This is a genomic window from Streptomyces dioscori (genome assembly GCF_003024195.1).
In the GTDB taxonomy this organism is placed as follows: Bacteria; Actinomycetota; Actinomycetes; order Streptomycetales; family Streptomycetaceae; genus Streptomyces; species Streptomyces dioscori.
This window is the reverse complement of sequence record NZ_KZ679040.1, coordinates 143,987-162,332: the sequence shown is the minus strand read 5'-3', so window position 1 is coordinate 162,332 and position 18,346 is coordinate 143,987. Positions and strand designations below refer to the sequence as shown.

General features: G+C 68.7%; 17 protein-coding genes and 1 tRNA gene. 4 read left to right on the top strand and 14 right to left on the bottom strand.

Going from position 1 to position 18,346, the window contains the following annotated elements; genetic code table 11:
• The first annotated feature begins 44 nt into the window (after positions 1–44).
• Together C6Y14_RS08705 and C6Y14_RS08700 are read left to right on the top strand one after the other, a co-directional pair.
• Positions 45–863 (top strand): ABC transporter permease, encoded by an 819-nt coding sequence (locus tag C6Y14_RS08705; protein ID WP_107015965.1) that lies wholly within the window; start codon positions 45–47, stop codon positions 861–863.
• A complete protein-coding gene (locus C6Y14_RS08700; protein ID WP_107015964.1) occupies positions 860–1,843 on the top strand; it encodes a glycine betaine ABC transporter substrate-binding protein in 984 nt (327 codons plus the stop codon). The genes C6Y14_RS08705 and C6Y14_RS08700 overlap by 4 nt, the downstream gene beginning before the upstream one ends.
• 32 nt (positions 1,844–1,875) lie before the next feature.
• Here the strand turns inward: C6Y14_RS08700 and C6Y14_RS08695 are convergent, their stop codons facing one another.
• The 4 genes from C6Y14_RS08695 to C6Y14_RS08680 form a co-directional block, all read right to left on the bottom strand.
• Positions 1,876–2,694 (bottom strand): S16 family serine protease, encoded by an 819-nt coding sequence (locus C6Y14_RS08695; protein WP_107015963.1) that lies wholly within the window; start codon positions 2,692–2,694, stop codon positions 1,876–1,878.
• A gap of 241 nt (positions 2,695–2,935) precedes the next feature.
• Positions 2,936–3,580 carry an IclR family transcriptional regulator gene (locus tag C6Y14_RS08690; RefSeq protein WP_107015962.1) on the bottom strand — a complete coding sequence of 215 codons (645 nt, stop codon included), beginning with the start codon at positions 3,578–3,580 and terminating at the stop codon, positions 2,936–2,938.
• Between the two features lie 475 nt (positions 3,581–4,055).
• Positions 4,056–5,858 carry a DEAD/DEAH box helicase gene (locus tag C6Y14_RS08685; protein WP_107015961.1) on the bottom strand — a complete coding sequence of 601 codons (1,803 nt, stop codon included), beginning with the start codon at positions 5,856–5,858 and terminating at the stop codon, positions 4,056–4,058.
• Between the two features lie 198 nt (positions 5,859–6,056).
• Positions 6,057–7,532, bottom strand: coding sequence for an MFS transporter (locus tag C6Y14_RS08680; RefSeq protein WP_107015960.1), 1,476 nt, complete (start codon positions 7,530–7,532; stop codon positions 6,057–6,059).
• 206 nt (positions 7,533–7,738) lie between these two features.
• Here C6Y14_RS08680 and C6Y14_RS08675 point away from each other — a divergent pair.
• Both C6Y14_RS08675 and C6Y14_RS44005 read left to right on the top strand, forming a co-directional pair.
• A tRNA-Cys gene (locus tag C6Y14_RS08675) sits at positions 7,739–7,810 on the top strand.
• Positions 7,811–8,312: 502 nt separating this feature from the next.
• A complete protein-coding gene (locus C6Y14_RS44005) occupies positions 8,313–9,005 on the top strand; it encodes a DUF6082 family protein (protein WP_159074200.1) in 693 nt (230 codons plus the stop codon).
• Positions 9,006–9,447: 442 nt separating this feature from the next.
• Here the strand turns inward: C6Y14_RS44005 and C6Y14_RS08665 are convergent, their stop codons facing one another.
• The 10 genes from C6Y14_RS08665 to C6Y14_RS08620 all read right to left on the bottom strand — a co-directional run bounded on the left by C6Y14_RS08665 (position 9,448) and on the right by C6Y14_RS08620 (position 18,309).
• The gene (locus C6Y14_RS08665; protein ID WP_107015959.1) at positions 9,448–10,716 is read right to left on the bottom strand and encodes a tyrosine-type recombinase/integrase; all 1,269 of its coding nucleotides are present in this window, start codon (positions 10,714–10,716) and stop codon (positions 9,448–9,450) included.
• 83 nt (positions 10,717–10,799) lie between these two features.
• Positions 10,800–11,027 (bottom strand): excisionase family DNA-binding protein, encoded by a 228-nt coding sequence (locus tag C6Y14_RS08660; protein ID WP_107015958.1) that lies wholly within the window; start codon positions 11,025–11,027, stop codon positions 10,800–10,802.
• A 338-nt stretch (positions 11,028–11,365) separates the two neighbouring features.
• On the bottom strand, positions 11,366–12,928 hold the full coding sequence (locus C6Y14_RS08655; protein ID WP_404828738.1) for a YfjI family protein: 1,563 nt from the start codon (positions 12,926–12,928) through the stop codon (positions 11,366–11,368).
• Positions 12,925–13,248, bottom strand: a complete 324-nt coding sequence (locus tag C6Y14_RS08650; protein ID WP_225890975.1) for a hypothetical protein — start codon at positions 13,246–13,248, stop codon at positions 12,925–12,927. Before C6Y14_RS08650 ends, C6Y14_RS08655 begins: the two co-directional genes overlap by 4 nt.
• A complete protein-coding gene (locus C6Y14_RS08645) occupies positions 13,245–14,126 on the bottom strand; it encodes a bifunctional DNA primase/polymerase (protein WP_107015956.1) in 882 nt (293 codons plus the stop codon). The genes C6Y14_RS08650 and C6Y14_RS08645 overlap by 4 nt, the downstream gene beginning before the upstream one ends.
• On the bottom strand, positions 14,123–14,770 hold the full coding sequence (locus C6Y14_RS08640) for a DNA methylase (RefSeq protein ID WP_199854677.1): 648 nt from the start codon (positions 14,768–14,770) through the stop codon (positions 14,123–14,125). The genes C6Y14_RS08645 and C6Y14_RS08640 overlap by 4 nt, the downstream gene beginning before the upstream one ends.
• 202 nt (positions 14,771–14,972) lie before the next feature.
• A complete protein-coding gene (locus C6Y14_RS08635; protein WP_107015955.1) occupies positions 14,973–15,452 on the bottom strand; it encodes a hypothetical protein in 480 nt (159 codons plus the stop codon).
• Positions 15,453–15,469: 17 nt separating this feature from the next.
• On the bottom strand, positions 15,470–15,664 hold the full coding sequence (locus C6Y14_RS08630; RefSeq protein ID WP_107015954.1) for a hypothetical protein: 195 nt from the start codon (positions 15,662–15,664) through the stop codon (positions 15,470–15,472).
• An 18-nt stretch (positions 15,665–15,682) separates the two neighbouring features.
• Entirely contained in the window at positions 15,683–15,934 is a 252-nt protein-coding gene (locus C6Y14_RS08625) for a hypothetical protein (protein WP_107015953.1), read from the bottom strand.
• Between the two features lie 140 nt (positions 15,935–16,074).
• Entirely contained in the window at positions 16,075–18,309 is a 2,235-nt protein-coding gene (locus C6Y14_RS08620; RefSeq protein ID WP_107015952.1) for a cell division protein FtsK, read from the bottom strand.
• Positions 18,310–18,346 lie beyond the last annotated feature (37 nt).

Here is an 18,346-nt window from a genome sequence, read left to right as displayed (position 1 = left end):
GCGGTCGTACGCGTACGGCCAGCGGCGGCGCAGGCAGTGGCGGGGTGCGGGACGCCGGCCCGGAGGCCGGGCGGGAAGCCGCGTTCGAAGGGGATCTCGCCGCGCCCACCGCCCCGTCACGGGCGTCCGGCATCGGCTGGCGGAAGCTGACCTTCCTGCCCGCCGTGCTCGTCGTCGGGCTGCTCTGCACCTGGCTCTGGTTCCGCCAGGCGGATCTCGACCCGCTCTCCGAGAACGCGCTCGGCAACGGACAGGTGTGGAAGGCCCTGCGCCAGCACATCGAGCTGACCGTGATCTCCACCTTCTTCGTGCTGATCATCGCGATTCCGCTGGGCATCCTGCTGACGCGCGGCGCCCTGCGCAAGGCGACCCCGGTGGTCATGACCTTCGCCAACATGGGGCAGGCGACGCCCGCGATCGGGCTGCTCGCGCTGCTGGTGATCTGGCTGGGCATCGGCCGCAAGGCGGCACTGATCGGCATCATCGCGTACGCCGTCCTGCCCGTCCTGTCGAACACGATCGCCGGGCTGAAGGCGAACGACCCGACGTTGCTTGAGGCCGCCCGGGGTATCGGCATGTCCCCGCTGGGCGTGCTGAGCCGGATCGAACTCCCGCTGGCCGTACCGCTGATCCTGGCCGGCGTACGGACCGCGCTCGTCCTCAACGTGGGCACGGCGACGCTCGCCACGTTCGGCGGAGGCGGCGGTCTGGGTGTGCTGATCACGACCGGGATCACCAATCAGCGGATGCCGGTGCTGGTCCTCGGCTCGATCCTGACCGTCGCACTGGCTCTGCTGGTCGACTGGCTGGCGTCCCTGGCCGAGCTCCTGCTCAGTCCGCGCGGTCTGGAGGCGGGCTCATGAGACGCGTCACGTCGGTTACGGGTCCGGTGGCGGCGTTGGCCCTGCTGGCGGCGGTGTCGGTGTCCGGGTGCGGGCTGACCAGCGGTTCGCCCATGGTCGACGATGTGAAGCCGGGATCGGTGGGGAAGGGGCAGCCGCTCAAGGGCGCCGATCTCACCGTGACGTCCAAGGAGTTCACCGAGCAGCTCATCCTCGGCGCGATCATGGGCATCGCCTTCCAGGCGGCCGGCGCCGAGGTCCTCGACCGCACGGGCATCCAGGGCTCCATCGGCTCCCGGGAAGCGGTCAAGAACGGGGACGCGGACGCCGGTTACGAGTACACGGGCACCGCCTGGATCACCTACCTGGGCAACAGCGACCCCATCACGGATCCGCAGAAGCAGTGGGAGGCCGTACGCGACGCCGACCGCAAGAACGGGCTGACCTGGCTGCCCCCTTCGAAGCTGAACAACACGTACGCGCTCGCCATGAACCAGGCCAACTTCAAGAAGTACGGCACGAAAACGCTCTCCGAGGTGGCCGCCCTCTCCAAGAAGGACCCCAAGGCCGTCACCGTCTGCGTGGAGAGCGAGTTCGCCAACCGGGCGGACGGGATGCCGGGCATGGAGAAGGCCTACGGCATGAAACTGCCGAGCGGGAACATCACGCAGATGGACACCGGGATCATCTACACCCAGGTCAAGAAGGGCAGTTGCACCTACGGGGAGGTCTTCACCACCGACGGCCGCATCAAGTCCATGAACCTCGCGGTGATGGCGGACGACAAGAAGTTCTTCCCCAACTACAACGTGGCCCCGCAGATCAACACGAAGGCCCTGAAGAAGTACCCGGCGATCGCCGAGGTCCTGGCCCCGATCACGAAACGGCTCGACAACGACGTGGCGCAGGAGCTGAACGCCAAGGTCGACGTCGACGGCGAGGATCCGCACGCGGTGGCACTGGACTGGATGAAGAAGGAAGGCTTCGTCAAGGACGGCTGAGTGCTGAGCGCTGAGCGCCCGACCGGCTCGGCTCAGCAGGAGGGAACAGAGCCCTTGCCCTTCTCCAGCGCCACCAGGGAGTCGACGGCGCCCTTGAGGGTCGTCACCGGGATGAGGCGCAGCCCCTTCGGCAGTTCCGACTCGGCGTCCGAGCACTCCGCCTTCGGGACCAGGAAGACCGTGGCGCCGTCGCGGCGGGCCGCCTGCGTCTTGAGAGCCACTCCCCCGACCGCGCCGACCTTCCCGTCGGCGTCGATCGTCCCCGTACCCGCGATGACCCGGCCGCCCGTGAGGTCGCCGCCGCTGCCGTCGCCGTCCAGCTTGTCGACGATGCCGAGCGAGAAGAGAAGCCCTGCGCTCGGACCGCCCACGTCGGCGAGCTTGAGCGTGACCTCGATGTCGTCCGGCTTTCCGCCGAGCTGGCCCAGAGCCGCCTCGGTGGCAGTGTCCTGGGACTTCTTCATCTCCTGGGCGTTGTACTTCTCGATCTCCTTGACGCTGTCGCCGCTCGGGTAGACCGAGTCGCGCGGCATCACCGCACGGTCCGTACGGAACCAGCCGTCGAGCACGTCGCCCAGGCTCACGTCCGTGTCCGGGCTCGTCGCCTCGATGGTCGTCATCCGCAGCTGCCCGCTCGTCTCACGGGCCTTCGCACCGGAGATCGTGATCACCGGGTCGCCCTTGTTCTCACCGAGCACATCCGCCGTCATCCCGGGCTGCGCCAACGAGAACGGCAACGGCGCGAACACCGCCACGGCAAACAGCCCCACGACAGGCAGCGCGCACACGGCGACGGCCCGAAACCGGGAGAGACGGGAGAGACCAGAAAGACCGAAGAGACGAGAAGCCACGGCATCAATCTAACGGAGAGCAATCTTCGGCTTCCTGGGGGCGCGGGAAACGGCGCAGTCTTCGGCTTTTAGGGGCGCGGGGAACGGCGCAATCTTTTGCCGTTCAGGGGCGCGGGGAACTGCGCAGTCTTTTGCCTTTAGGGGCGCGGGGAACTGCGCGACCAGCCACAGCGGACCCGCAGCCGACCCACGACCCCCAACCCCGGCCAGGGCGCCGGCCAGCGCGCCGGCCAGGGCCAGGTCACCGCAACGCGTCAGCCACTTCCCGCGCAGCATCAACCACCCGCGGCCCCACCCGCTCAGGCACCGCGTCAGCCAACATCACCACCCCCACACTCCCCTCCACCCCCGTCACACCAACGAGCGCCGCAGCGGCCCCACTCGCCCCAGCCTCCAGTTCCCCATGCGTAAGGGTGTAGCCGAGCTCACCGTCCGCCCCTCCGGCCCGCGCGGCGAGGATCGCCTTCCCGGCGGCCCCCCGTTCCAGCGGATGCCGGAACCCGGCCCGGTAGGCGACGTGATAGTCCGTCCACGTCGGCTCGACCACGGCGACGGCGAGCGCCTCCGTACCGTCGACCAGCGTGAGATGGGCCGTCGCCCCGATGTCCTCGGCCAGCGACCGCAACGCGGGCAGCGCGGCCTCGCGCACCAGCGGATGCACCTGCCGGCCGAGCCGCAGCACGCCGAGCCCGACCCGGGCACGGCCGCCCAGGTCACGGCGTACGAGGGCGTGCTGCTCCAGCGTGGCGAGCAACCGGTACACAACGGTCCGGTTGACTCCGAGTTTGTTTGACAGCTCGGTGACGGTCAGACCGTGGTCGGTGTCGGCGAGCAGCTTGAGGACACGCAGTCCCCGGTCGAGCGTCTGGGAGGTTTCCGCGGTCACGACGCCCACTCCTTAGTGGTGAGAGTCGGCGACCCCCTACGTGGCGGACGCGTCACCGGTCCCATCGGCGACGCGCGTCAGAGGCCGCCGGTCGGCTGCGTCCCGGGTACTTCCGGGCGGGCACCGGCTGCGCTCCGCGGCGGCGCTGCCACGGGGCGTGTGCGTAGCGGGGACAGTAGCGAGCTGGTTCGCTCAGCGGAAGGCTCCGTCCAGAATCCGGTCATGCGCAGGTACGGACCGCTCCTGGTTACCCAGGGTTTGATCCAGTTTTGGCCGGATGTGAGCGGTGTGGTCTCTGTGGCGCGCACCCGGCGTGCACCACCCCTGCACGGAGCGCACACGCACGCGAGCGCCGGTGCCATGAGGGCACCGGCGCTCGTCTCACCGTACGGACTACGCACTGCGGACCACGGACTACGGACTCACAAGAGTGAGGCAGTCACCACGTACGGGTGGGTCGTCGCATACGGGTGGGTCATCGCATACGGGTCGCCCACTCCTGCACCTTCTCGATCCGCTGGCGCAACTGCCCGGCGGTCGCCTCCGCGCTGGGCGGCCCGCCGCAGACGCGGCGCAGCTCGGTGTGGATCACGCCGTGGGGCTTGCCGCTCTGGTGGACGTACGCGCCGACCATGGTGTTGAGCTTCTTGCGCAGCTCCAGCATCTCCTTGTGGGAGACCACGGGTCGCCGCTCGGCGGGCAGTTCGAGGAGGTCGGCCTCCTCGTCCGGCTTCTTGCGGCTGTGCGCGATCTGCCGGGCCTGGCGCTTCTGCAGGAGGAGCTGGACCTGGTCGGGTTCGAGGAGCCCGGGGATGCCGAGGTAGTCCTGTTCCTCCGCGCTTCCCGGGTGGGCCTGCATGCCGAACTCGGCGCCGTCGTAGAGGACCCGGTCGAAGACGGCCTCGGACTCCAGCGCCTCGAAGGAGAACTGCTCCTGCTCGCCGGTGTCCTCGTCCTGCTCCTTGTTCGCCTCCTCCATCTCCTTCTCGGATTCGGCGTACGGGTCCTCCTCGCTCTCCTTCTTGGGCTTGTCGAGGGCGTGGTCGCGCTCGACCTCCATCTCGTTGGCGAAGGTGAGGAGGTCGGGGACGGTCGGCAGGAAGACGGAGGCGGTCTCGCCGCGGCGCCTTGAGCGTACGAAGCGGCCGACGGCCTGGGCGAAGAAGAGGGGGGTCGAGATGGTGGTCGCGTACACGCCCACGGCGAGGCGCGGTACGTCGACGCCCTCGGACACCATCCGGACGGCGACCATCCAGCGGTCCTCGCTCTGGCTGAACTCGTCGATCCGGTTGGAGGCGCCGGTGTCGTCGGAGAGGACGAGGGTGGCCTTGTTCCCGGTGATCTCGCGGATCAGCTTGGCGTAGGCGCGCGCGGAGTCCTGGTCGGACGCGATGACGAGGGCGCCCGCGTCCGGGATGCCCTTCCGGACCTCGGTCAGCCGCTGGTCGGCGGCGCGCAGCACGCTGGGCATCCACTCGCCGCGCGCGTCGAGGGCGGTGCGCCAGGCCTGGCTGACGGCATCCTTGGTCATCGGTTCGCCGAGCCGGGCGGCGATCTCGTCCCCCGCCTTCGTACGCCAGCGCATGTTGCCGCTGTAGGAGAGGAAGATGACGGGCCGCACGACGCCGTCGCCGAGGGCGGAGCCGTAGCCGTAGGTGTAGTCGGCTGCGGAGCGGCGGATTCCGTCGTTGCCCTCCTCGTACGCGACGAAGGGGATGGGGTTCGTGTCGGACCTGAACGGCGTACCGGTGAGGGCGAGCCGGCGGGTGGCGGGCTCGAAGGCCTCCAGGCACGCCTCGCCCCAGGACTTGGAGTCACCGGCGTGGTGGATCTCGTCGAGGATGACGAGGGTCTTGCGCTGCTCGCAGCGGTTGCGGTGCAGCATGGGCCGTACGCCGACTCCGGCGTAGGTCACGGCGACGCCCTGGTACTCCTTGCTGAGCGGGCCCGCGCTGTACTCGGGATCCAGCTTGATCCCTATCCGCGCGGCCGCCTCCGCCCACTGCTTCTTCAGATGCTCGGTCGGCGCGACCACGGTCACCTGCTGCACGACATGGTGGTGCAGCAGCCAGGACGCGAGGGTCAGCGCGAAGGTCGTCTTGCCGGCGCCGGGCGTGGCGACGGCGAGAAAGTCACGCGGCTGCTCCTGGAGGTACCGCTCCATCGCCCCTTGCTGCCAGGCGCGCAGCTTGTTGGCGGTGCCCCAGGGGGCCCTGCCGGGGAACGCGGGCGACAGATGGTGCGAGGACGCGGCGCTGGCGACGGAAGAGGCGGGCACGAAGGGCCCTCCAGTGAGGGTGTCGGGGGACGACGGGCGGGCGGTAGTCACGGTCTCCGTGGGGTGGTCGAGCCGCTCGGGCACGTATGACGACGGCTGCGTATGACAACCGGGCCACCCTACCGGCGGCTCATGAACGTCAACGCGCGGACAAGGCGGGGTCACCCTTGGATGGGACCCAGCTCACATCCGCTCGCCTCAGCGGTCTCCGCTCGCTGAGGGGGCCCGCAGCCGCGTGGTCACCCAAGCCCCCACCAGCGCCACCCCCGCCATCGGCAGGAACACCGCCACGAAGGCGGCCGGGTGCCCGCCGGAGGCCTGGGTGGCCGCATGGGTGACCGTGCCGCCGCCGAGCGCCGCGAAGGCCGCGCCGCCCGCGGCGAGGAGGACGACGTTGGCGAGGCCGTCGGACATCTGCAGGGCGGCGGAGTTGTTGCCGGCCTGGCCCGGCGCGGAGAGCTGGAGCAGCAGGACACTGCTGGAGGAGATCACCAGGCCCATGCCGAAGCAGCCGAACGCCCAGGCCACCGCCACCGTCCACACCGGCACCCCGTCGATCAGCACGGTCGGCGCGGCGGCTATGGCGGCCGCGGTCAGCAGCATGCCCAGCATCATCAGCCGCTCCCGGTACGGCTCCACGCGCGCCCTCGCCTGGACGAAGGAACCCAGCGCCCAGGTGCCGCCGCCGGCCGCGAGGGAGAACCCGGCGAGCGTCGGCGACAGGCCCCGCTCGGTGACCAGCATCAGCGGTACGAAGGACTCCGCCGCGATGAAGGACCCGGCGGCCACTCCGCGCAGCAGCACCACGGACGGCAGCCCGCGCGCCGCCAGGTAGGTGCCTCGCGGCAGCAGCCCGAGCACGGCCGGGACGAGCAGCGCGGCTCCCGCCACACCCGGGACCAGGGACAGCCACCGCAGGTCCTGGGCGGCGTACTGCAGGAGTCCCGCACCGGCGGAGATGCCCAGCGCCAGCCGGATGCGCCGCCGGTCGAAGGGCGCGGGGAGGTCCCCCTCCGCCAGGCTGACCTCCGGCCCGGACGCCCGCCTGCGTATCTGCGGCAGCGCGAGCGCCAGCGGCAGGAGGACCAGCACCGGTACGCCGACGAAGACCCAGCGCCAGCCGAGGTGCTCGGTGACCGCGCCGGAGGCGAGGGGGCCGACGACGGACGGGACCACCCAGCTCGCCGCGAACGCGGCCATGATCGACGGCCGCAGCCGCGCCGGATACGCCCGCCCCACCACCACGTACAGCGCGACGATCACCAGTCCGCCGCCCAGGCCCTGTACGGCCCGGCCGAGGATGAACAGCCACATGGCCCCGGCCGTACCGGACAGCAGCAGCCCCGCCGCGAAGGCCCCGATGCCCGCGGTGAGGGACCCCAGCGGGCCGGCCCGGTCGGACCACTGCCCGGCCAGCACCATGCCGAACAGGCTCGTCGTGAAGTACCCGGAGAACGCGAACGCGTACAGCGAGATCCCGTCCAGCTCCCGCGCCGCCACCGGCATGGCCGTCCCGACGGCCGTCGCCTCGAAGGCGATCAGCAGCACGACGGACACGATCCCGATACTCAGCGCCCGGTACGGACGGCTGAGCACACCGTCCGGGGCGACGTCTTCGATCGGTGCGCTCGGGGTGGCGGCGACGCCGGTGTCGCCCGGTTCCAGGGAGGTCATGTCCGCCAGGGTAAGGGGCAAGACCGACATTGACCCCTGTCGGAGGTCGCCCTCGACCCGAGACCTTGGTCGTACGCCCCCCTCGCCATCCCTCCCTTTGTGAACGCGGCATGGCAGTCCCGTTGCAGCCCTCACGACACCCTTGGCCACGCCCACTCCGGCCCGTACGGTCGATACAACGAGTCCGGCACGAACGGACTCAGCTTGGCCGTGTGCCCGAGTGGCTTAGGGACTCGCCTGCAAAGCGAGGCACGTGGGTTCAATTCCCGCCACGGCCTCAACTGGCCTGACCAGGCAAAACGAAAGGGCGGCACCTCATCAGAGGTGCCGCCCTTTCGCCGTCCGTCTCAGTTCCCGTCTCACTCCACCGCGCCCATGACATCTGGCGAACGATCCATGGCCCATTGAGCTACAGATGCCCGCGTAAGCCGCCTCCCGTACACGAAAGCCCCCACGACGGCTAGACGCACAGTGAAGCGCGTCGATGCACACCTCTGCATCATCACAAGCAGAGAAGCATTGAAAGAATCACGGCACGAAAGTACCGGCCACGACCCTACAACTCTTGCAGTAGAAGCGGAATGGAATACTACACATATAGCAACTATCAACCACCCCGCCCCTCACATTACCTACCCCCCAGGGCACCCCTTCGATTCTTTTAGTTAAAAGGACAACGAAGCGCTCGGGCAGCAACCACCAAATACCGCCCAAAGTTTTTTCCCTCGCTAGGAGTGGAAAACTTCGGACAGCGAAAGCTGTCACTGGGGGTTGGGGTAGATGTCCGGACAAGAGTGGTACGCGGTTGCGAAACGCGTAATCCTATCCATAGCAACGATCACTCTTGCCTGCGCCGGCTGCGTATTAATTAGCATAGCGCTCGTACGGATTCCCGCTTTACAGGAAGATAACAGCAGTAACGCGGGTCAAGCATTTGGAGCAGCGGCAGCGGCGTCATCAACGGTCCTCCTCTTCTACATGGCGCGCACCATGCGCATGCAGGAGAAGGAGTCAGAGATGCAACGCATCGTACTACAGGATCAACAGCGAATAATGCAAGAGCAGTGCAGCGAGACCAGGTCGATGAAAAAAGAAATCCATCGAACCTCAGGTGCTCTAATTCGCGGACTACACATCTCCCTCTTGCGTGACGCAATTGGCGATGCCGACCTGGCAGCCACTTGGCCAACCCTATCCGGAGACATACCGCAAGAGAAGAAAAGGCAATACCTGTACATTAACCAGGTGATGTCTTATCACTTTCTCGCATTCGAGGTAGGGGACTACTCAGAAGCCGTCATAGAGTCGTCGCTACAGGCACTCTTCACCGTTCCGGTATGGCGAGAGTTCTGGGAGATCATAGTCAACCCCAATCGCACACCCGGCGATTCACCTGAGGCAGAATTTCAGACAATCGCTGAACGCGCCTATCAGGCCGCTGCATCCACAACGCCACTGCGCCGCAACGCATAGGGTTTACGAGGACGGAATGTCACTTCGGGCCCTCGTGAGCGTTTCGCGCGTAATCACAACAGCTCGCTCACTCGGGCCGATACCCGCATCCGCGGGAAGAAGCGGGCGCACGTCTGCCGTAATGTCATCACCAATAATTACGAATCTACCATCGGATAGCTCAAAGATGTCCGGGCAATTCGCCTCCGACATGCACTGATTACGTTCCTGCGGGGATACCCCAAGGCGGCGCTCAATCTGCATTTGGTGGCAGGTCCCGATCTCGTATAGCGGCATGCACCCAATCCTGTGGGTGGCATACCGTCCGTGGTGTTTGAGGTGTCGCTGGCCACAGCGGCATGCCGCCACCCAAGGGTGGCGGCATGCCGCTGTGGCGTCTGAAGCTTCGACGTGCGCCGGAGACTAGCGTAAGAGCAGCCCTCGCGTGTGCCTGCTGGGGCTATCAGCGCGTCAAGTTGGGTGCGCCGCCCGCGCGGCCTGGCCCGTCGTCGTGCGATCGCCAAATCAGCCCGTCAACCTGCCTTGCCACGTCAGTGCGTACCGCGTCGACCATGTGCTGATAGCGAGCAGCCATGGCGGTTGTAGACCATCCCATCAGCCCCATGACTGCGCGCTCAGGTACGCCAAGGATGAGCAGCACCGTCGCGGCTGTGTGCCGCGCGTCGTGCAGACGAGCGTCCCGCACTTGCGCTTCAACCAACAAAGCCTTCCACTCTGCCCAGTCTCGACGGTGGGACGGGCTACGCCCATGTTCATCGGGAAAGACCAACCGGTTCTCCTCCCAACGATTGCCCGCCGCCGCTCGCTCCCCTTCCTGGGCCATGAGGTGGGCGCGGAGTAGGTCAACGAGTTGCTCTGGCAGACCAACGGCGCGGCGGCCGGCGCGCGACTTTGTGGTGGAAAGTTCCGGATTTGTACGCCGCTTAGAAGGGCAATACCCGGCGGCCTTGCGTCCGCAAGAATCCACACACCCGTGGGCGTACTGCGGCCGATGACGACTACGACGGACCACGAGGAACCCACCGTCAAGGTCCACGTCCTCCCACCTCAACCCGAGCACTTCCCCTTGCCGCAGTCCAAGGGCGAGAGCGACTGCCCAGCGAGCGGAGTTGCGGTGCCTGTCAGCGGCCTTGAGCAACTGCTGTACTTCTTGGACGCTGTACGGCTCTACCTCGTACTCCCCCGTTTTCGGTGCCTTAGCCAATTGAACGGGGTTCTTACCAAGGTGCCCTCGCCGCATGGCCTCATTGAGGGCAGTGCGGAGAGTTCGGTGCACCTGGTGAGCGGTCGCGGGCTTACTGCCGTTGGCCTGCATCTTGGCGTAGAACGCCTCAATGTGCTCGGGCTTGAGCCTGTCGAGACGATGAGCGCCCAATCCGGGGATGAGGTGTTTCCGCACAGCGACGCCGTACCCAACCATCGTGTTGTCGTTGACGGCGAGGGGCGCAACGTTCTCAATCCAGTGTGTAAGCCACGCTTTGACCGTCCACGCCTTGCCGGGCTTCCGCACAGTCTTGGCGTCGCGCTGCTTCTCCAACTCGCGTACGGCGGATGTCACTTCGGCCCGCGTTTTGCGTTCGACGTGGCGGCGGTCCGGGGTGCCGTCGTCGCGGATGCCGACGGTGACGCGGCCGTGCCACTTACCGTCTTTGCCCAGGTAGATCGAGCTACGGCCGTTGGGCTGTCGAGTGCGCTTCTGTTCTTCTGCCACGGGCAGACTCCTGTTTTTAGTGTCGGGATGGAGACCGGGGCGGCGGGCTGTCCTGTCCGGGAGGGCCGCCGCCTCGGGCGTCGTCAAGCAGTTCGTTGCGCAGCACGGAGACGGGTCGAGTACGCAGTCGGCGCGTCGACCGGGATCCGGCGAAGCCCGCCGACCATGACGGACTCCAGTTCGCCGGTGCGGATGAGGGCGAAGCATGTGGTGCGGCCGATGCGGAGTCGGCGGGCGGCCTCTTCGACCTTGAGGAAGACGAGGGTCGGGTCGTCGTCGATGGGGGCGGTGGGGGTGGCGTGCTCGTCCAAGGCTCACTCCTGTGTGGCTGGCTTCCTGAGCAAGTGCCGTCGCACAAACCGCAAAATCCGCAGAAACAGCGGAGATAGCCGCTGACCTGGGGCGATGCGGTGCGCGGGTGGCGACGGGGGGTGCCCCGCAGAAATCCGCGATATTCCGCAAAAATCAGCGGCACCCGGCGGGCGGCTCCGGCCGGTGGGGTGCGGCTCGGTTTTTTGCGGAATATCGCGGGATTGTGCGGCGGGGCCTCGCGGCGAGGTGGCGCGGGGCCCCGTCGCAGGTCAGCGGGGGTGTCGGGGGTTATTGCGGATTTTGCGGTTTGTGCGGGAGGGGTCGCACGGTTCCGGCCCTACGGTCCGGGGTCCCGCAGGGTGGGGTGCACCTGCATGCGGGGCGCGGGTGGGCGTCCGCGCTTGCCGGTGCGTTCCGGCTGGTAGCTGCGTAGGTATCCGTGGTCTTCCAGCAGGGCGAGGGCCGGTTCGAGGTCGGCGACGGTGGGGACCTCGGAGCGGGACAGGACGGTGAAGACGTCCCGCCGGCTGACGTCCTGCCATCCGTTGTCCCGTAGCGCGTCCAGCACGCTGCGGGCCCGTCCGAGGACCGGGTCTGCGCCCATGACGTCGAACACGGCCAGGGCATGGGCGGTGTAGTACTCCCCCAGCTCGATGGCCGCGCGCATGGTGGTCTCGGGGACCGGGTGCGCGTAGCCCTCTCCGAGGTGTTCGGCGAGGTGCAGCAGCGCGGCCATGCGCGCGACGGCTCCGGCAAGTTTTCCGGCCCAGTCGGTGACGTGGCCCAGTTTCCCGCCCCGCGCCTTGAGCTGTGGCTCAAGGCGTTGCTGGTAGCCGATCAGGGCCGTGTCGGCGTCCGGGCTGAGTTGGATGACGGCCGGGTCGGTCCACTCCGCCAGCGACAGGGTCAGGGTAATGACGCGGGCGGTGTAGGTGGCGGCCGTCTGCTCGGGAACCGGTTCCGTGATGACCTCGCGCTCGCCGACCGTGGACACCGGCAGGGAGTACAGGAAGCGGCCCAGCAGTCCGCGTCCCTTGAAGCCCTTGACCTTGCCGATCTCCTGGAGGACGTCGGGTTGGACGGCGAGGCCGATGGTCAGGGCGGGGGCGTCGATGTACTCGCGGCGGGTCTGCCGATTCACCCTCAGCCTGTCCCCGGCATGGCCCTTGAGGAAGACCTCCATGTTCGGGGCGCCGGAGTAGCGTCCGGCGATGATGTCGAAGATGCCGCCCTCCGCGCTCATCACGGACAGCCGGCCGCCCTGCTCCGCCATGAGCGAGGTGACCGTCTCGGGGGTGGAATCGTCGGCGAGGAGCACCGGTTCGGCCGGGACAGTGAGCGTGTCGGCGGTCTGCGCGAGACCGACCGCGGTGGCCACCGCCTGTTCCCTCTTGTCGTTGTCGGCCGATGCAGCTTTGGCGGCGGCCTTGTCGGCTGCTTCCTTGGCCAGACGCGCGGTGACCTCGGCTTCGACGATGACCGGTTTCATCGCGGCCTTGAGCTGTTTCTCCGCTTCATACAGGGGGTTGGTGAGCAGGGTGAAGACGGCACTCTTGCGGTTGCCGGGCGGCAGGGCCACCACGGTGTAAAGGTTGGTGGGCTCGCGCCAGTTGCCCCGCACGTGGACCACGGACCGGCCGCCAGCCGCGGTGGCCAGGACTGCGAGGGCGATGGACCCGGCGAGGTCGACGGGGGTCTGTGTCTCTTCCGCGACGGCCACCACGAACTCCCCCACCCACGCAGGGAGCACGTGGACCGGGAAGGCAGGCCGATCGCGCCGACCGGTGAGAGAAATGGGCTCCTCCCACACATCAGGCGCTGCGTCGTCCTCGCCGGACAGTTCTTCCAGGTCGGGCAGTCCGGCCCACAGGTCGGGGCTGTCCACAGGCTGTGGAGTCATGAGGCGGCCCTCCCTTCGGATGCGGTGGTGTGGGAGCAGATTCCGACGATGACGCGGGCGCTGAGCGCGATGACGGCGGCGCGGCCCCGGGCGCGTTCGTGCTGCCCGCAGACACACAGCCAGTCCGCCACCGGCACGCCCTCGCACCGGATGTGGAAACCCGGTTGGATGCCGGAGACGGTGACCGTCTGCGGGTCAGGGACAACGGCAGAAAGGACGCCCTTGCGGGCGGCGACCTTCGATGCGCCCACAGCATGCCGTGGCAGGCCCTGTACGGCGCCCTGCGGGCTGTTCGCGGTGGTTCGGGATGCTTTGTTCATGCCGCGCGCTCCACGGCCGCCGCAAGGCCGTTGGCGACCGCGCGGCGGGCGTAGGGCTCGGGGACGCCGACGGAGACGGCCGCGGCCGTGATCTCCGCCCCGAGTACGGCCAGTGCGCACGGTCCCGGACACCTCGCGTGCTGGACGGCGAGGAAGCGGGCGACGCCGAACGTCTGTGATCCGGCGCCCGATTCGGTGCGCGCCCGGATCAGGGCGAGGCCGCGTTCCAGACCGGTGCGCACGTACCGCTCGTTGTGGCGGCACCCGGTGGCAACCGTCCGGTCCCACATGGCGCGCTCGGGGACGGAAGAGACCACCCGCCCCCGGGATGGGGTGGTCTCTTCCTTCACGACTAGGGCGCGGACGGCCGCCGGGAGGGCGACCATGCGGCCGGTGCCGGGTCCGAGCCACCGGGCGTACTGCGTCAGCGACTTGACGTCGACACCGGGGCGGACCGCGTTCGCGGACGGCATGGCGCCCCGGTAGATCCAGTGCTCCCCGCGCGTCGTCGCCACCGTGCGGGTGGCGGGCAGGCTCTCGCGGGCCCATGCGACGGCCGCCGCGTTGTCGAGGTCGACCACGGTCAGGTCTGCCCCGCCGGGGTGGTAGGCGGCCGTGACCGCTTCCCGCCAGGCGGGCGCCCACGCGGGCGAGGTAAGAGCGTGCGGGTCGGTGGTCGCGGCGGCCCATGCGTGGCACGGCGCGGGGCACCGGCAGGGGCCCGCGCTCTTCATGACCGGCCGGCCGCCGCACCGGGGCGGGGTCCCTGTGCAGGAGCGGCAGTTGCCGAACGGGACCTTGCCTCGTAGCGGCAGGACAGGGACGCCGACCTCCGCGAGGGCGAGGGCGACGCGCAGTACTACGGGCATCGTGTTCATGCCGCCGCTCCCAACGGTGTGCAGGCGGCGAGGTACGCGCGGCCGATGTGCTCGGTGTAGGCAGGCGGAATGGCCTCGGTCAGTTCCTCCCGGACGTCGGTCCACGTGATGCCCATGGCCGTCTGGAGTTCCGTAACGGACGGCTTGCCGCCGCCGTTGCCGTACGCGGCCACGTATGGGCCGTCGAAGTACTCGCCGTGCCGGTAGCCGCGCACCCGGCCCCGGTGCGTGACGTGCGCGGGCCGGACGGCAGTCCAGCCGCCAAGCTCGAAGTTGCGGTGACGGATCACCCCGAGCCCGAACATCTCCCCGCACAGGGTGAGGTCTTTGCGGATCTTCGCGCGGCCGTTGGGTTGCTCGATGACGTACGGCAGACCGGTCCGGTCCAAGAGGTCACGAGTGGGCGCCACCAAGTCGACGTGTGCGCCGCCCCATCCCTGCGAGGCGTTGGTGCCCACGGTGAGCGCGCATCCATGCTGGCAGGGCGGGGAGGCGTGGACGATCGCGTACCGGCGGATCTCGCCAGTGGCGATCAGGGCGGCGAGGTACGCGAGGGCGTCGCCGCGGTGGTAGGGGAACGGGTAGTTCGGGCGGGCGGCGATGTCGCAGCCGTCCACGGCGAATCCGGCACGGTGGTAGCCCATGGCGGCACCGCCGGCACACGAGAACAGATCCAGCAGACGCGGCCGGGACTCTCGCCCCGAACGAGTGGCAGGGGCCAAAGGGCCCTCGCCGAAAATGCGCAGTTGGGTCATGCTGTAGGTCTCCTGTTCTGCTACGTCGGGATACGGAGACCGAGGGCGGCGGGCTGTCCTTGTCCGGGAGTGCCGCCGCCCTCGGGCGTAGCTAGTTGTAGAAGCGGTTGCGCTTGATCACTGCCTTGCGGATGTTGACCGTGGTGCCGCCGCCGTGACCGCCCGCCCCGAGGATCTGCACGGCGATCCACCCGCCGAAGATGACGGCGGCGAGGACGATGAGTTGGTGAATGAGCGCGGCGAGTGCGGCAATGAACGTGGTCAGCAGGACCAGGCCGCCGCACACGGCGCCGAAGCCGATCCCTCCGAGGGCGATGTTCACCGCGGTGCGCGAGACGGCTGGCCTAACCGCCACCGGTTCGGGCTTGGTCGCTTCCATCGCGTAGCCGGTGACGACCCGGCCGTCGGGCAGGACGATGCTCGCCACGGACGGGACGTTGCCCGGCTGCACGGGCACGAGCGGTGCGGTGTGCGGGACCGGGGCGAGGGGCGCGGGGTGGTGGACTTCCAGGGCTACGGCGTCACGCACGGCGGGGCGGTGCCGGTCGTAGGGCGTGGTGCGTTTGTTCATGCCCGGGTCTCCCTATCTCAGTGGCCGGTGTCGGCGAGGGCGTCGGTGACGGCGGTGACGAGCTGGTTGACGGTGTCGCTCGCGTCGGTGGCGGCGAGGTAGAAGCCGAAGAGCACGGCGACGACGGCCGCACCGGCACCGAGCGCCTTGAAGCGCAGCAGCGCGGCGAGCGCGGCGGCGAGCAGCAGCACGAGCGGGATGGTGATGACCACGGGTCCTCCGGGGTGGGGTCAGCGGGTGCCGGCGCGGTAGGTGCGGGCGGCGCGGTTGTAGATCCAGCGGCCGATGCGTATGCGCTTGCCGGTCGCCTGGCAGCGGCGGCAGTCACGGCCGCGCTTGAGGCGGCCCTTGCGGTCGGTCTTGAGTTCGTGGCCCATGCCGCGGCACTTGCGGCAGTCTCCGAACGGGCTCAGCCAGCACTTCCCGCTGTAACAGATTGTGACGACGAGTAGGCAGGCGATAGCGAGGAGTGGAAGGCTCATCAGGGGCCTCTCAGGCGGGTTTTGAGGGTTTCCGCAGGTGGGCCGCTACTTGCTAGCGACCTGATCAGGTGCCGTTTTGGTCGCTAGCAGGGTCGCTAACGCTAGCGACGGGTGCCGCTAGCGTTAGCGACCTCGGAGAGCTATCCGGCGTCCCGATTTTCGTTGCGCTGCGTAATCGCGGCGGCGAGGTCCTCGCGCTTGATGCCGCGCTTGTTGACCGTCTTGCCGTCGATGCGGCGGCCGATCTGCTCGGTGGCCACCCCGTACGGCTTGAGCGCCGCAGTGAGCGCTTCCGCCCTCGGCTTGGCCTCCAGCTCGGCCCATGCACCGTAGACGTCGGGGCGCAGGTCGGCGAGGCGGTCGACGATGGTCTCCGACCACACCTTGGCCTCGCCCTTGCCCAGCACGGCCGCCACATCGTCCAGCACGGTGGCGGACACCTCAGGTGCGGGTGCCTCGCCAGCCGCGTCGCCGGACAGGGTGCCCTCGGCCTCGCGCAGCGCTGCCGCGCGGGTGAGGATGCGCTCCGCATCCCGGCCGTCGGCGAGGTACGTACGGACGATCCCGGCGTCGTCCGACATGCCCTTGAGTAGGCCAACTCCCTTGTGGGACTTGAGGAGTTTGGACGCGTCCAGACCCTCGCCGTAGGAGCCGGCGCCGAGGATGACGTCGGAGACCTGGTAGGCGCCCACCCGCAGCGCGAACCGCGCCTGGTGCTGGTCGCGCAGCTCGGAGGGGCACGCCTTGTCGTCCGGCTTCTGCGTGGACGTCATGACGCTGACGCCGACCGCGGGGGCGACGCGGGCGAGGTAGACCATCAGGGACAGGATCTCTTTGCCGTGCTCGGGGTGGGTCAGGTACTCCTGCACCTCGTCCACGACGAACAGGGTCAAGGGCATGTTGAGCTTGGGGTCCCGGCTGATCTCCGGGGTGAGTTTGCCCTCGGGGCAGATGTGCAGGGGCAGTTCCGAGAGTCGGTGGTAGCGGTCCTCCACGTCCGCCCGCAGCTCCCGCAGCGAGGTCAGCAGGTGCCCGACGGGGTCGATGCCGTTCTTCGGGACAATGCCGAAGCCGATGCGGTGCGCGACCAGCGCGAACTTGCGCCAGTCTGGCGAGGCTTTCCCGTCGAACACGTACAACCGGACGTACGGGTCCAGCGCCGCGGCGAGCGCGATGGTGCGGGCGGAGAACGTCTTGCCCTGCCGGGGTACGGCGCCGACCAGCAGCGACAGCCACAGCATCGTGGCCATGACCGGGTTGCCGCGCTCGTCGACACCCCACGGGAACGGCTTCCAGAAGTCCACCCGCGTCGCCCCCAGGAGCGGGGACTTGCCGGAGGGGACGGCGAGCGGGTCGCGGTCGGCGATCCAGTACGACACCCGCCGGTTGCTCGTCTCGTCCTTGTCGAGGAAGAGCTGAGTCGAGGCGATGTCCATCCCCGACGCGAGACGGCCGTGCGCCTTGAGCGCGTCCCCGAATGTCCTGCCGAACGGCAGGTCGACGATGACGCGCCACCCGTCGCCGTCGCGGCCGATGGGCCGCGGGAAGGCAATGGACTGGTCCTTGCTGGTCAGTCCGGCTGCTTCGTGGGCGCGGATGACGATGTCCGAGGACAGCCGCCGCTTGCGGAACGTCACCTTGGCCAGGTCGATCAGCGGCCGGTCCGCTGGCGCACCCACCGCACCGAGTGTGGTGGTGAGCGTGGCCATGGCCAGCAGGAGCAGCCAGGACGGGGCCATGACGTACAGGGTGAGGGTGGCGGCGAGGCCGACCAGCGAGGCGATGGAGGCGACGATGCCCCGCAGCCGCACGCGGTCGTTGCGCTGCCGGGAGAGCTTCAGGTACTCCGCCGCGTCCTCGTTGGCCACGGACGCCAGGCGCAGGGCCTTGCCTTCCGCGTCGAACACCCACCGGCCGATCGCAGCCGACCAGCGCCACGCACCCCGCGGCGAGTACCACAGGATCTTCGGCGTGTAGATGCACGGCAGACGAACGGCGTGGTAGCCGATCACAGCCGAGTAGTGCCGCACCGCCCACTTACGCACCGCCGTGCGCTGGTCAGGGAGCTTCACCCAGTCCGGCAGCACGGGCAGGCGGGTCTTGTCGCGGGCCTCCATCCACTCCGCAACCGAGGGCGGGTAGACCTCACGGGGCGGGTCGACCGGGGCGCCCTCAGTCAGGCCCTCGGCGTCGGGGTCGTCGGTGTCGGGGAGTTCGGCCTCCCACTCACCCGGCTTCACGTCACCCTCGCCAGACACCTCCGGGACAGCCGCGGGGGCGGGGGTCTTCTTGAGCGGGAACGGCAGCACGTCGGCCGACCGCTCGTCGGTGCCCTCCGGCTCGTCCGGGGGCGGGAACACGGGATTCTCGGTCACGATGTACGTACTCCTTCGGGAGTCGTAAGGGTCCGGC